We start from the raw sequence: 13,999 nt of genomic DNA, 5'->3' as shown, positions 1-13,999 counted from the left end.
ACCCAGCCCCTCCCCCGCACCCCGATACGAAGCCTCCCTGCGGTCTGGGGTTGCTTGTCAAGGCATCTTTCCCGCCTTGACAAGCAACCCCAGACCGTCAGCACAATTGGCTTCGGGGTGCCCCACGCAACCACCAAGGCAATGTCGCCGCCAGGCGACGAGCCGCCTACTCCGACCCCCGCCTCCGAGAAGGAATCGCAGTCAACGCCGTAAACAACACCGCAGCCAGTTGCACCAAAAGCAACAACCCCCGCTCAGTCCCAGGAAAAGTCACCGAAACCTCCGAAGACTGCGGCGGCACCGACACCGCAACCTGATGCCCCCAAGCAGGAACAATCGGCACAGCCTTCCCATTGACGCTCGCCTGCCACCCAGCCTCCTGTTCAGCAGCCAACACGAGCAACCGCCCCGTAGGCCCCTCAGAAGCCCGCACCCGCACGTCCGGCAACCGCGCAGCCACCGGCGAAATCCCCGGATTAGTCCCCGGCGCACCCCCACCGGTGACGGCCTGCTTAGCCAACTCCGGCGAGATCAACGCGACCTCCCCAGCCTTGGGCAACAACCGCAACACAGGACGCCCATCCGCCATCGGCGCAGCCACCGCGGCAAGATCACTAGCCGCAGCAGCAAAAGCCCGCGCATCCGTCCCCACCGGCAACACGACGTACTGCACCCCAGACGTCGCAGCAGCCGCAAACACCCGCTTCAGCGCCGCAACATCCCCCTGCCCGAGCCCACGCCGCCATTCAGCCAACCGCTCCGGCGTCCCCTTGACCGGCGCAAGCTCATCGTCCCCGAAAAGAGCCAGCCGACCACCAGTCTGCCGAACCTGCCCAGAACTGACGTCCAGCACGGACCGCCCAGTAGCCGCGACATCCGCAGCCACCTCAGGCGCAAGCTGCGGACGCGTCGAAGCCGTCAACGGCCCCTCGGAACCAGTCGCGACCGCACCGACCGCCAACGCGGCCACCACAACAACCCCAGCCACCGCCAACACCTTCGGCAACCAGACAGCAGGCATCGCCGGACCACCGCGCTGCCAAGTAGCCAGCACCGCCCACAACAGCCCAGCGCCAACCACCAGCAACGGCACCCCGGCATACCCAGACGCAGGTGCCCCACCCTGCATCGGCGTCAACTGCACCTGCCGAACCAAAATCACGCCGATCAGACCCAGCACCGCAAGCGCCAACCCACCAACGACCTGCTTCCGCGGCCGAACCACCAGCGCGACAAGCGTCGCCGCGAGCACCACGACCCCGATCGGCCACGCCCCCGGCCCGCCCGGCGTAAGCCCAGCAAGATCCGTAGCGGACGCGGGTGCCGCAGGACCGCCGAGACCCTGCAGCAACAGCTCCGGATGCCGCAACAGCACAGTCGGCCACGGCAGCAGCAGAACCAGCGGCAACAACACCACGATCCCGACCGACGCCACCCGCCGAGCCAGCCCCGACGGCGCAGGCAGCACCACGAAGCCGACCAGCAGACCCACCAGCGCAAGCCCATGCGCGAGCGGCGAAAACGCCCCCAGCAACGCGACACCGAACGCCGACAGCGCCGAAACGTGCAGCCACCGCGTACCCGGCCGAGTCAGCAACCGAACGATTCCCGCGACCACAAGCGGCAACACGAGATGCACCACAACCACATCAAGCCGCCCCTGCGCGACCGACGCAGTGGCAGCAGGCAGCAACGCGTACGTCGCAGCAACAGCAGCGCGAACCCAGCGACGCACAGCGAGCTTGCGGGTGGCCACGTAAGCGCTGAGCGCGGCGAGCGGGATGTCTCCGATGAGCAGGATCGCCACGAGCGCGGCCGGACCGCCGATCGGAGCGAAGATCGCGCCGATCGTCCCGAGCACCGGCAACGTCGCGGGAGCGGGCGCACCGGTGCCGCCCGCGATCGAGTGCCACGGCGACAGGTACGTCGACCAGATCTCGCCGAGCCCGCCGACCGGCAGCAACTGGCCGCCCCACAGATCGAGGCCGAGCCGCCCGCGGTTGAGCACCAAAGCCAACGCGGTGAGCAGAACGACCAGCACCACCGGCGGCGCGAAGACGGTCGCGGCGAGCACGCGTCGCCGGTTGACCTCCACGAACACCAGATCCGGTTCCGGCGCGGCCGGTTCCGGGCGGGGCGACGGAGACGGGTGGGCCGAGGTCTCCTCGACCGGTTCAGTGTCCTCTTCGGACACTGGCGCTTCGGGCAGTGTGACCGCGACAACCGTGCCCGGCCGGCGCAAGCCCCGGCCGCGAGTGCTCAGACCGCGCAGCGCACCGGCGGGCAACGCGTCGGGACCGACCGGACGCGCGCCGGACGCGGCGAGCGCCTCCGGCGGGATCCACGCGGACTCCTGCTCCACACTGTCGGGCACCGTCCCGAGGGCGACATCACTCTGTACCCCGCGCCGGACGAGTCCAACCACCCCGGCGCTGATCGCGTTGCGCAGCCTGGTGATCCGGCTCGTGAAGAGCCCGCGGACAGTCCCCGGCCTCGGCTGGTCGCGCCGCCGCGCACGAGCCGCACGGAGATTTCCCTTGCCCCCGCACAGGTATCCGAGCGCGGCCAGTTCCGCGCCGGCTTCGGTGGTGCGCCGCAGCACGAAGAACACGAACGCGCGCAACACCAGCATGATCGGGAGCCGGACGAGCCCGAACCAGAACGACGGGGTCGAGCAGTTCACGAGAAAGACGCGCAGGCCGTGCGAACGGTTGAGCGCGGCGAGCGGACGGCCGGCGGCGTCCGGGGTGCGCCGCCCGGTGGACAGGGCGCGAGCGTGCCGGACGCGCGCCGCGGGCACCGAAAGCACGAGCGAGCCGGCCGCGTTGGCGCGCCAGCCGAAGTCGAGATCCTCGCGCAGCAACGGGAAGTCCTCGTCGTAGCCGTCGAGGGCGTCCCAGAGTTCCCGCTGCACCAACGATCCGGCGCTCGGGACGGCGAGGACCTCGCTGGGTTCGCTGTCCGGCGCGGCCATCTGCTGGCGGTGCCCGGAGGCGTCGGTGGACAGCCCGGCCTCGACGATCAGCCGCGGATCGGCCCAGTCGGTGCCGAGCGGGCCGAGCACCTTCGCGGACGGGTTTTCCTCCGCGGCGCGGAGGAGTTGCTCGAGACAGTCCGGTTCGGGAGCGCAGTCGTCGTGCAGCACCCACAGCCACGTTCCCGGGTCGCCCCACCGTTCCACCGCGTGCGCGACGGCCGCGGCGACCGCTTCCGCGAACCCGGTTTCACTCGTCAGAGTGACAACTCCGGACAGCACGGGTTCCTCGGCGGCCGCGCCCGGCTGTGCTGCGTCGGCGAGCAGTTTCGGGGTACGGTCGACAGATCCGGTGTCCACGGCGAGCACATGCCGCGGACGGACTGTGCTGCGCCGCAACGCGGAAAGCGCCAGCGGCAGCCATTCTTCGCCGTCGTGACAGACCACAATGGCCAGAACGGGCAAGGTCCGCACAGCGGGCGGAACGACGGTGCGAGGCAAGAACGGCTCCTGCTCGGACGGGGCGACGAGTGCGGTCACCCTACGGCCTGCGCCGACGCGCGGGCACCGGCCCACGCCGCACGCCCGGCGGATCCCACCGCGTGGACCAACCGTGGCCAAGGGAGCGAGCACAAGTGAAACTTCGCGCGGGCTGAACCGGCGCGCTCAAGCGGAAACCGGAGGCCCCGTTCCGGGGGAGAGATCCCCGGCACACCGGGGATCTCGTGAGCAGAAGACGAAGATCACAAAGAGAACCACGGCACAGCACCGAAATTTCCGGCCGCCGCGACGGCAGTTTTGCCCTCACGGTCCCGCCGGATCGGGGCCGCGCGAATCCCTCGAATGTGCCCGGCACCACCCCGGCGGGACTCCCCTCCCGCCGCGTCGCACCGGCCGCAGCACTGCCTCGCCGCTACTACGGCGGCGGGGCGCACCCCCGGTCCACGCGGACCGGGGGAACCGAAAACCGTTTAGACAGCTCGTTTCTTGAGCTTGCGACGTTCCCGTTCGGACAGTCCGCCCCAGATGCCGAAGCGCTCGTCGTGCGCCAGCGCATACTCGAGACAGTCGTCCTTGACCTCGCAGCCAAGGCAAATCCGCTTGGCCTCGCGGGTCGAGCCGCCCTTCTCGGGGAAGAACGCCTCCGGGTCGGTCTGCGCGCACAGGGCGCGCTCCTGCCAGTCCTGCTCCTCGGGGACGTCGAAAAGGTCGGTCAGATCCCCGAGCTGCTGCTCCGGGTTCTCTCCCCAACCCACGACGTGCCCCCATTCCCTGTTGTCCGCTTCCAACCGCACGTCCGCCTCCTCGCTCCTACGCACTCCCCAGGCTGGCGGTGGTGAAACGACACCCGCTGCCCCCTCCGGCAGCGAATGACATCACTGTGATTACACCTGTGTAGGTCGGCCAGGTCAAGCCGAGTAGCGAGTTCGGGGGATCTCTGTGCCCGGGTGCGCAAGGGGACACGCCGAAGACTTCACACCGGGCATACGGAAGACTGGTGGGGTGCAGAGATCAGCAGTGCGTCCGAGCCCGATCTTCCTCGGCATCCTCGCCGTCGCCGTCGCCGGTGGTTTCCTGGCTGCATACGGTGACTTCACGAATCTTCGCGACCCGATGTTGATCGCCGGCATCGTGCTGCTCGTCCTGGGCGGCTGGATGGCGTCGCTGACGCTCCACGAGTTCGGCCACGCCTTCGTCGCCTTCCGCGGCGGTGATCACGAGATCGCTCACAAGGGGTACCTCTCGCTGGACGTCCGGCGTTATGCCGATCCCGTCCTGTCCTTCGTGCTGCCGCTGATCTTCCTGCTGATCGGCGGCATCCCGCTGCCCGGCGGCGCGGTGTGGATCAACCGCGGCGCGCTGCGCAACCGCGCGACCGCGTCGTGGACCTCGCTGGCCGGCCCGCTCAGCAACCTCGCCGTCGGCGCCGCGCTGTGCCTGGCGACGATGCTGATCCCGATGGCGACCGGCCTCTTCTACGCGATGTCCTACCTCGCGCTGCTGCAGATGATGACGTTCCTGATCAACATCCTGCCGGTGCCGGGACTGGACGGCTGGGGCGCGCTGGAGCCGTATCTCTCGCCGCAGGCGCGAGCGTTCGGCGCGCGGGTGCGACCGTGGGCTCCGCTGGTGCTGTTCGCGCTGCTCTTCCTGTTCAAGCCGGTGTCGAATCTGCTCTGGACGATCGCCGGGCACATCTACGAACCGCTCGGCGGCAACTCGACCGCGGCGATCGTCGGGCAGACCGCGTTCCTTTTCTGGCAGTGAGGGCTCAGGCCCACTGCCGGTGGGCCATGAGCCAGGCGTGCGCGCGCTTCCAGACCTTTTTGAGCCCGGAGCGCTCGCCGAGGTAGTCGCCCAGCGCGCCGACCACCGGCAGCATCCCGAGCGCCCGGTGGAACCATCGGCCGCGCGGGCGCTTCTCGAGTTCGCCGGTGATGCCCCACAGCGACTTGCCGAGGTGCCAGAGCGTGCCGGCGACGGCTTTCGCGGTCACCTTGCCGTGTTTGCGGTGGGATTCGTCGAGTTCCTCGGTGAGCCGCGCGGTCTCGCTGTCCTCCGCGGACTTGGCGGACTTGTCGTGGCCGGCTCCCGCCGCGAGGTCGGCGTCGATGTCGCGTTCGAACAGCACCGAGGCGATCAGCCGGACGCGGCTGCCGACGTCGGTCACGCCGTACTCCCCCGCGATCGCGCACAGCACCAGCCCCTGCGACGCCGCGCCGAGCGTGTCCTGCACCGGCAGCCGGTCGGCGAGCGCGCCGCCGAGACCGGGGATCGACGTCAGCAACGAGGTGAGCCTGCCGACGCGGTTGACCCACCAGCTCGCGCGCTGGTCGATGTCCATCGCCGCCCACCCCGCGGTGCCGGGCACCTTCACCGTCGCCAGCGCGTGGAGCATTTTCTTCTTGAGACCAGCGTCGGAGAATTCGCCCTCGCCGCGCCGGGCTCGCGCCTGCAAGCCGAACGGGTCGGCCTCCCGCAGCGCGTCGATCATCGGAGCGCAAGCACGGACGAACGGGCGCAGAATCGCTACGACCTGACGGTCCGAAATGGCCTCAGACACGGGCACCTCCCTTCGCCGCGGCCCGTCCCAGCCCGCCGCCGAGGACCAGTGCGGCGGGCAGTGCGCTCGCGCCGAGCAGAAGCAGCGCGCGCCAGTCCTGGACGAGCACGACGTCGCCGCCCGGACCGAACAGGCCGACCCCGAACACGACGAGTACCCACACCAGCAACGGGACGAACGACAGTCCGGGCCGGACGAGCCTCGCCGCGGTCAGCACGAGCCATGGCGTGGTGATCGCGCCGACGAGCGCCGTGATCGGCATCGGCACTTCGCCGAGCGGGCCGAGTCGCAGCGGAAGGAAGAACAGTTCGAGCAGCGCCAGCACGACCGCGTCGAACGCGAGCAGCACCAGCATCAGCCGCTGGTCACGGGTGAGCGGGGCGGACACCGTCACCACCCGCCGAACAGATCGGTCTCGGCGCCGTGCGCGTCGCCGTGGGCGAGCACGAAGTATTCGGCGGACGGGATCGGCTGCGCGATGCTGTTGGTGAGGGCGAAGTGCGCGACCGTCCCGTCGACCACGGTCAGCTGGGTTTCGTGCGCGCGCAGGGCCGCCAGCTTCGTCTGTCGGTGCGCTGAGATGTCGACCACGGTGGTGATCTTGCCGTCCGGAGTGGACGGAAGCTCGCCGTCGGCGGCCACCCGGAACGGTGATGTCCCGTCGGCGCGCAGTTCGGCCAGGCCGACAGCGAGTGCGACCTCGGACTGGACCACGTGGAAGACCCGCTCGACCGACGGGGCGTCCGGGGCCGCCGCCATGGTGATCTCGTGCGCGCGGATGTGGTCGGGGTGGCCGTAGCCGCCGAAGGAGTCATAGGTGACGACGACCTGCGGGGCGAAATCGTCGATGAGTTCGCGCAGCTGAGCGGTCTGTTCCGCCGCCGAGCCGCCGGTGAACGCCCGCGGATGCTCGGCGGCCGGCGTGCCCGCCATGCCCGAATCGCGCCACCGGCCGATGCCGCCGAGGTATTTGTGCCGGGTCAGCCCGAGCGCGGCGGCCGCGGCGGTCATCTCCCCCGACCGGTATCCGCCGAGCTGGTCGGCCTCCGCGGCGACGAGCCGCGCGAGCCGCGGCGGGACGATTTCGCCCTCTTCGCCGAGCGTGCAGGTCACGACGCACACCTCGGCGCCCTCGGCCGCATAACGCGCGATGACCCCGCCGGTGGCGATGCTTTCGTCGTCCGGGTGCGCGTGGACCAGCAGCAGCTTCCGCTTCACGCCCTCAGGTTAGTGACCGTCCCGTCCGCACCCGGGACGCCGGACCCCCGGCGCGGCGTCCGGGAGCCGGAAAACCGCGTCGTGCACGGGTAAATGCATTCGCATCCCACGAGGTCGGATCCGAGTCCCGCACCGTGGGCATTCCGTTCCGCGGAACGTTCCGCGGTTCGGAATACGCGGGCAAGGACGCAAGATGCTCGGAACACCCACCGAGTACCGGTCGCCGTCCGGGCAGTCCTGCCCGTGCCCGGCGGCGGGCGCATTCTTTCGCTTCACGAGATCGGACCAATTTCTTGTCACTTCGGGTTCGTCGCGGCCGCGTGACTGCTCCATTAGCTGGGGTGCCGCACACGGAACGGGACGGTTATTGTCCGCCGGGCCAGTCGGCTCACTGGACTGAACCGCCACCCGAACCGGTGCCGAATTTCCGTGATCAACTACTAACCGTAGTCGATCAAGTGCGGAAACCGGGGTGCAACCAGGGGGTGCGAGATATCTGTTCCGCAACGATCTCACTGAGAGTGTCCGGATCGATAGGTTTGCCGTCTGTCCAATGCCTAAGTTTCACGGCTACGGTGAGCAACGCGATACCGATCGGTGCTTGCGCGTCAGGAAGAGCCGCCTCGCAAAACCGCGACGGCGTCGAGCAAGGAGAATGAATGTTAGTGACGACTAGGTCGCGCGCCGCCAAACTCGGCGCGTTCGTCGCGGGCGCGGCCCTTCTGCTCTCCGCATGCGGTGGTGGCGGAGGCGGCAACAGCGCGGTGCAGACCGGGCAGGCATTCGCCGACTGCGACAAGAACCCGAACACCTGCAACGCGGCGCAGGCCGACCAGTTGCAGCAGGGCGGCGACGTCACCTACGCCATCGAGAAGAACGTCCCGAACTGGAACGTCATCTCGGCCGAGGGCAACGTCTTCGAAACCGGCGAGGTCACCAAGGGCCTGCTGCCCTACACCTTCTACGCGACGCCCGACCTCAAGCCGGTCCTGAACAAGGACTTCGTCGAGTCGGCCGACGTGACGAGCACCAGCCCGCAGACGGTGGTCTACAAGCTCAACCCGAAGGCGGTCTGGTCGGACGGCACCCCGTTCTCCGCCGACGACTTCATCTACAACTACAAGGTCCAGAACGGCAAGGACTGCGCCGACTGCGCCGCGGCCAGCACCGCGGGCTACGACCAGGTCAAGTCGGTCACCGGTTCCGACGGCGGCAAGACCGTCACGGTCGTGTTCGACAAGCCGTTCACCGACTGGAAGCTGCTGTGGAGCTCCGGCGGCGCGATGTACCCCGCGCACCTGGCCAAGGAGCACGGCGACATCAACACCCCGGCCGGCCTCGCGTCGTCCTTCAAGTGGTTCGGCACGACCGTCCCGACCTGGTCGGGCGGCCCGTGGAAGATCTCGAAGTTCGTCAACAACCAGTCGGTCACCGAGGTCCCGAACGAGAAGTACTGGGGCGCGAAGCCGAAGCTGAACAGCGTCATCTTCCGCGTCATCACCGACGCGACGCAGGAGCCGACCGCACTGCAGAACAACGAAGTGCAGGTCATCTACCCGCAGCCGCAGGTCGACCTGATCAACCAGGTCAAGAACATGCCGAACATCTCCTCGTTCATCGGCCTCGGCCTGACTTGGGAGCACTTCGACTTCAACCTGAAGAACCCGGCGCTGTCCCAGAAGCCGCTGCGCCAGGCGCTGTTCACCGCGGTCAACCGCAAGGACATGATCGCCAAGACCGTCGGCCAGTTCACCAACAAGGTCGAGCCGCTCAACAACCACAACTTCGTGCCGCAGCAGACCGGCTACAAGGACACGGTGAGCGCGACCGGCCAGGGTTCCGGTGACATCGAGAAGGCCAAGAAGATCCTGACCGACGCCGGTTACAAGCTGGCCAACAACCAGCTGTCGGACCCGAGCGGCAAGGCCGTCCCCGAGCTGCGCATCCGCTACACCGTCGGCAACCAGATCCGCCAGAACGAGTGCGAGCTGTTCGCGCAGACCGCGGCTCAGCTGGGCGTCAAGGTGAAGGTCCAGTCCACCGACGACCTCGGCCAGACCACCACCAGCGGCGACTACGACATCATCGTCTTCGCCTGGGTCGCTTCGCCGTTCCCGTTCGGCGGTGCCATCCAGAACTGGGGCACCGGGCAGGGCAACAACTACGGCAAGTACAGCAGCCCGCAGGTCGACAGCCTGATGGCGCAGGCCAACGCCGAGACCGACCAGACCAAGGCGGCGGCCCTGCTCAACCAGGCCGACGAGGTCATGTCGAGCGACGCGTACGTGCTTCCGCTGTACCAGAAGCCGACCTTCATCGCCTCGTCGGACAAGATCGCGAACATCCGCAACAACTCGACCCTCGACGGGCCGGTGTACAACATGGCGGAGTGGGGCATCCGGAAGTGATCAACGACCGGTAGATTCCCGCGGGACACCCGGTGAAGGGCCGGCCGAAGCTGCCGGCCCTTCACCGTATCCGCGAACGAATGCCCCTTTAGTTCCCGAACACCACGATTGCCCCGTTTCGTCGCCAAGGCCCTGCCACCACGAGCGGCGGGCGCCGGCAGAACACCGTCCAGAGCAGGAAGACCTCCATGCTTGCCTTCGCACTGCGCCGGCTTTTCGTCTCGGTGCCGATCCTCATCGTGTCGACGTTCGTCGTCTTCGTGATGGTGTCGCTTTCGGCCAACCCGTTGACTCCGCTGATCGCGAGAAACCCGCCGCCGCCCCCTCGCACGATCGAACTCGAACGCATCCGGCTGCATCTCGACCAGCCGATTCTCGAGCGATACTGGCACTGGATCACCGGCGTGCTGCACGGTGATTTCGGCCCCTCGGTCCAGTCCACCATGAACATCGGCAGCGAGGTGTTCGGCCGGTTCGGCGTCACGCTCCGGCTGATCGTGCTCGCCATGGTGGTGGCGCTGATCCTCGCCGTGCTGATCGGCGTGATCAGCGCGTCGCGGCAGTACTCCAAGTTCGACTACACCGCGACCTTCTTCGGCTTCCTCTTCCTGTCGATGCCGTCGTTCTGGTTCGCGCTGGTGCTGAAGCAGATCGGCATCTCGATCAACACGACGGTCGGCGACCAGGTCTTCTACACCATCGGTTCCTCGTCGGTGGTCGCCGCGGGCGGGTTCTGGACCCAGTTCGGCGACGTGCTCGGCCACCTGATCCTGCCGACGATCTCGCTCGCGCTGACCAGTTACGCGGCCTGGAGCCGGTACCAGCGCGCCTCGATGCTCGAGGTGCTCAACAGCGATTACGTCCGCCTCGCGAGGGCCAAGGGCCTGCCGCGCTGGACGGTGACGCGCAAGCACGCGCTGCGCAACGCGCTGATCCCGCTGACCACGGTGACCGCACTCGACATCGGCTCGATCCTCGGCGGTGCCGTGGTGACCGAGACCGTGTTCCAATGGCAGGGCGCGGGCGCTTTCCTGCTGGACGCGATCAAGCGAAGCGACGTGTACGCGGTAGAAGCCTGGCTTCTCATCGCGGCCACGTTCATCATCCTGCTCAACTTGGTCGCCGATCTGCTCTACGGCCTGCTCGACCCGAGGATTCGCTATGCCTAACGACGCAATCCCCACTCCGCCCACCACGCTGGGCAGCTCTCGGTTCGCTCCGGGCGACCCGCAGACCCCGAAGGGCGCGCCGGAGCGCGAGTTCACGGTCAAGGAACGCAGCCAGGCGCAACTGGTCTTCCGGCGGTTCCTGCAGCACCGGCTCGCGATGATCAGCCTCGTCGTGTTCGTGCTGATCATCCTGTTCGCCTATCTCGGCGCGGCGCTCTGGAAGTACAACGCGGCCGACATCACCGAACAGAACTCGGCCCCGCCCTCGGGCGACCACCCGTTCGGCACCGACGCGGTCGGGCACGACACCCTCGCGCAGGTGATGCGCGGGACGCAGATCTCGCTGCAGATCTCGATCCTCGTCGCGATCTTCGCGACCGTCGTGGGCACGGTCTGGGGCGCGATCGCCGGTTATTACCGCGGCTGGCTCGACACGGTCCTGATGCGCATCGCCGACCTCGTGCTCACGCTGCCGCTGCTCGCGGTGGCCGCGGTGCTGGGCCACCAGTCCGGCGGCTCGTGGTGGCTGATCGCGGTCGTCATCGGCGGCCTGTACTGGGCGTATGTGTCCCGGGTGGCCCGCGGTGTCGTGCTTTCCTTGCGCGAGAAGGAGTTCGTCGAGGCGTCGAAGGCGCTCGGCGCGAGCGACAGCCGGATCATCTTCCGGCACCTGGTGCCCAACGCGCTCGGCGCGATCATCGTCAACCTGACGATCCTCGTGTCGATCGCCATCCTGCTCGAGACGGCGCTGTCGTTCCTGGGCTTCGGCGTGCAGCCGCCGGACACCTCGCTCGGCCTCCTGGTGAGCAGCGCGCAGACCGCGATCGACACGCGGCCGTGGCTGTTCTACTTCCCGGGCATTTTCATCATCCTGATCGCACTGACGATCAACTTCATCGGGGACGGCCTGCGGGACGCGTTCGACCCCCAGCAGACGAAGGTGCGCGCATGACCCAGAACGTCTCCGACGGACGCGGCGGCGATCCCGTCCTCGTCGTTGAGGACCTGACCGTGCAGTTCCCGACCGGGGAGGGCGTGGTCAGCGCCGTCCGCGGCGTGAACTACCAGCTTCGCCGCGGCGAGGTGCTCGGCATCGTCGGCGAATCCGGCTCCGGGAAATCGGTGACCTCGCTCGCGGTGATGGGCCTGCTGCCGAAGACCGCGAGGGTGTCCGGCTCGATCCGGTTCGGCGGGAAAGACCTGCTGAAGTGCAACGAGAAGGAACTGAACAAGGTCCGCGGCAAGGGCATCGCGATGGTCTTCCAGGACCCGATGACCTCGCTGAACCCGGTGTACACCGTGGGCGACCAGATCGCCGAGGCGATCACCGCGCACCACGACGTGCGCAAGGACGTCGCGAAGAAGCAGGCAGTCGAACTGCTCGACCTGGTCCGCATCCCGAACCCGAAGCAGCGCGCGGACGAGTACCCGCACCAGCTGTCCGGCGGCATGCGCCAGCGCGTGGTGATCGCGATCGCGATGGCCAACAACCCGGACGTGATCATCGCGGACGAGCCGACCACCGCGCTCGACGTGACGGTGCAGGCGCAGATCCTCGAGGCACTGCAGGCCGCGCAGAAGGAAACCGGCGCGGCGATGGTACTGATCACGCACGACCTCGGCGTGATCGCCGGCCAGGCGGACCGGGTGCACGTGATGTACGCGGGCAAGGTCGTCGAGTCCGGCACGGTCGACGACATCTTCTACAACCCGCGGATGCCCTACACGCTGGGCCTGCTCGGCAGCCTGCCGCGGCTGGACGTGCGGACCGAACGGCTCACGCCGATCACCGGTTCGCCGCCCGCCACGCAGAACATGCCGCCGGGCTGCCCGTTCAGCCCGCGCTGCCCGCTGTCGCAGCCGATCTGCGACGAGGAAGAACCGGAGCTGGTCGCGGGTCCCAGCGGCCAGCACGCGGCCTGTCACTTCACCGAGCAGGTCGTCGGGAAGGACCCGGCCGAGCTGTTCAGCGCCACCTCGGCCGACGCGGCAGCCGTCCCGGTCGCCGTGGACGCCATCGCGACCGACACGGAGACGAACCGATGAGCGAGGCCATGGCGGGAAAGTCGCCCGTCCTCTCCGCGCAGAACCTGGTCAAGCACTTCCCCATCCGCGGCGGCGGCCTGGTCCGCCGCGTCTCGGGCGCGGTGCAGGCGGTGTCGGACGTGTCGTTCGACATCTACCCGCACGAGACGCTCGCGCTGGTCGGCGAATCCGGCTGCGGCAAGTCGACCACCGCCCGGATCGCGCTGGCGCTGCAGCCGCTCACCGGCGGCAAGGTGACCTACGAGGGCAAAGACCTCGCGAAAATGGGCAAGCGCGAACTGCAGCGGCTGCGGCGCAGCATGCAGATTGTGTTCCAGGACCCGTACGCCTCGGTCGACCCGCGGCTGCCGGTGAACGAGATCATCGCCGAACCGCTGCGCATCCACGGGCTGTACGACAACGGCGGCAAGCAGCAGGTCCGCGACCTGATGAAGACCGTCGGGCTGCGCCCGGAGCACGGCAACCGGTTCCCGCACGAGTTCTCCGGCGGTCAGCGCCAGCGCATCGGCATCGCCCGGGCGCTCGCGTTGAGGCCGAAGGTGCTGGTGCTGGACGAGCCGGTGTCCGCGCTGGACGTGTCGATCCAGGCCGGCGTGCTCAACCTGCTGAAGGACCTGCAGGCGGAGCTGGGACTGTCGTACCTGTTCGTCTCGCACGACCTTTCGGTGGTGCGGCACGTGGCGGACCGGATCGCGGTGATGTACCTCGGCAAGATCGTGGAGACCGCACCGTCGGAGGAGCTGTTCCAGACTCCGGCGCATCCGTACACGCAGGCGCTGATCTCGGCGATTCCGGTGCCGGACCCGCGCAAGGAGCGGACGCGGCAGCGGATCGTCATCACCGGCGACGTGCCCAGCCCGGCCAACCCGCCGTCGGGCTGCCGGTTCCGGACCCGGTGCCCGAAGTTCGCGAACCAGCTCGACGACGCCGGTCGCGAGAAGTGCAAGACGGAGGAACCCGCCTTGGTGGACCGCGGCCACGCGCACCCGGTCGCCTGCCACTTCGCGGAAAGCCTGCAGCTGATCTGACGCACCGACGAAAAAGGGCCTCGCACTGTCCGTGCGGGGCCCTTTTCGCATGGTGGCGCGCAGGGGTCCTTGCTGCCGATGAGCTTGGCGCG

At 68.3% G+C, this 13,999-nt stretch carries 11 protein-coding genes; 6 read left to right on the top strand and 5 right to left on the bottom strand.

Features of this window, described 5'->3' with window-relative positions:
* Positions 1-166: 166 nt before the first annotated feature.
* Together D0D37_RS31770 and D0D37_RS31765 are read right to left on the bottom strand one after the other, a co-directional pair.
* Entirely contained in the window at positions 167-3,475 is a 3,309-nt protein-coding gene (locus tag D0D37_RS31770; protein WP_116204289.1) for a glycosyltransferase family 2 protein, read from the bottom strand.
* A gap of 470 nt (positions 3,476-3,945) precedes the next feature.
* Complete coding sequence (locus tag D0D37_RS31765) at positions 3,946-4,269, bottom strand: WhiB family transcriptional regulator (RefSeq protein ID WP_037355639.1); 324 nt, start codon at positions 4,267-4,269, stop codon at positions 3,946-3,948.
* Between the two features lie 223 nt (positions 4,270-4,492).
* Here D0D37_RS31765 and D0D37_RS31760 point away from each other — a divergent pair, with 223 nt between their 5' ends.
* A complete protein-coding gene (locus D0D37_RS31760) occupies positions 4,493-5,242 on the top strand; it encodes a site-2 protease family protein (protein ID WP_116204282.1) in 750 nt (249 codons plus the stop codon).
* Positions 5,243-5,246: 4 nt separating this feature from the next.
* On the opposite strand, the gene D0D37_RS31755 is transcribed toward D0D37_RS31760, so the two are convergent.
* From D0D37_RS31755 to mshB, 3 genes are read right to left on the bottom strand one after another with little or no spacing between them, the layout of a single operon-like run.
* Positions 5,247-6,038 (bottom strand): hypothetical protein, encoded by a 792-nt coding sequence (locus D0D37_RS31755; RefSeq protein ID WP_116204281.1) that lies wholly within the window; start codon positions 6,036-6,038, stop codon positions 5,247-5,249.
* A complete protein-coding gene (locus D0D37_RS31750) occupies positions 6,031-6,432 on the bottom strand; it encodes a hypothetical protein (protein WP_116204288.1) in 402 nt (133 codons plus the stop codon). The genes D0D37_RS31755 and D0D37_RS31750 overlap by 8 nt, the downstream gene beginning before the upstream one ends.
* The gene (gene mshB / locus D0D37_RS31745; protein ID WP_116204280.1) at positions 6,429-7,256 is read right to left on the bottom strand and encodes an N-acetyl-1-D-myo-inositol-2-amino-2-deoxy-alpha-D-glucopyranoside deacetylase; all 828 of its coding nucleotides are present in this window, start codon (positions 7,254-7,256) and stop codon (positions 6,429-6,431) included. The genes D0D37_RS31750 and mshB overlap by 4 nt, the downstream gene beginning before the upstream one ends.
* Before the next feature lie 659 nt (positions 7,257-7,915).
* Here mshB and D0D37_RS31740 point away from each other — a divergent pair.
* From D0D37_RS31740 to D0D37_RS31720, 5 genes are all read left to right on the top strand, one after another.
* Positions 7,916-9,664 carry an ABC transporter family substrate-binding protein gene (locus D0D37_RS31740; RefSeq protein ID WP_116204279.1) on the top strand — a complete coding sequence of 583 codons (1,749 nt, stop codon included), beginning with the start codon at positions 7,916-7,918 and terminating at the stop codon, positions 9,662-9,664.
* A gap of 188 nt (positions 9,665-9,852) precedes the next feature.
* Positions 9,853-10,833, top strand: coding sequence for an ABC transporter permease (locus tag D0D37_RS31735; RefSeq protein WP_116204278.1), 981 nt, complete (start codon positions 9,853-9,855; stop codon positions 10,831-10,833).
* The gene (locus tag D0D37_RS31730; RefSeq protein ID WP_244223741.1) at positions 10,826-11,785 is read left to right on the top strand and encodes an ABC transporter permease; all 960 of its coding nucleotides are present in this window, start codon (positions 10,826-10,828) and stop codon (positions 11,783-11,785) included. Before D0D37_RS31735 ends, D0D37_RS31730 begins: the two co-directional genes overlap by 8 nt.
* Entirely contained in the window at positions 11,782-12,879 is a 1,098-nt protein-coding gene (locus D0D37_RS31725) for an ABC transporter ATP-binding protein (protein ID WP_116204277.1), read from the top strand. Before D0D37_RS31730 ends, D0D37_RS31725 begins: the two co-directional genes overlap by 4 nt.
* Positions 12,876-13,907: an ABC transporter ATP-binding protein gene (locus D0D37_RS31720; RefSeq protein WP_116204276.1), complete on the top strand. Its 1,032-nt coding sequence runs from the start codon at positions 12,876-12,878 to the stop codon at positions 13,905-13,907. The genes D0D37_RS31725 and D0D37_RS31720 overlap by 4 nt, the downstream gene beginning before the upstream one ends.
* Positions 13,908-13,999 lie beyond the last annotated feature (92 nt).

The organism is Amycolatopsis circi, assembly GCF_003385235.1.
GTDB classification, from domain to species: domain Bacteria; phylum Actinomycetota; class Actinomycetes; order Mycobacteriales; family Pseudonocardiaceae; genus Amycolatopsis; species Amycolatopsis circi.
The sequence above is the reverse complement of the archived record's forward strand: the minus strand, read 5'-3'. Positions and strand labels throughout refer to the sequence as shown.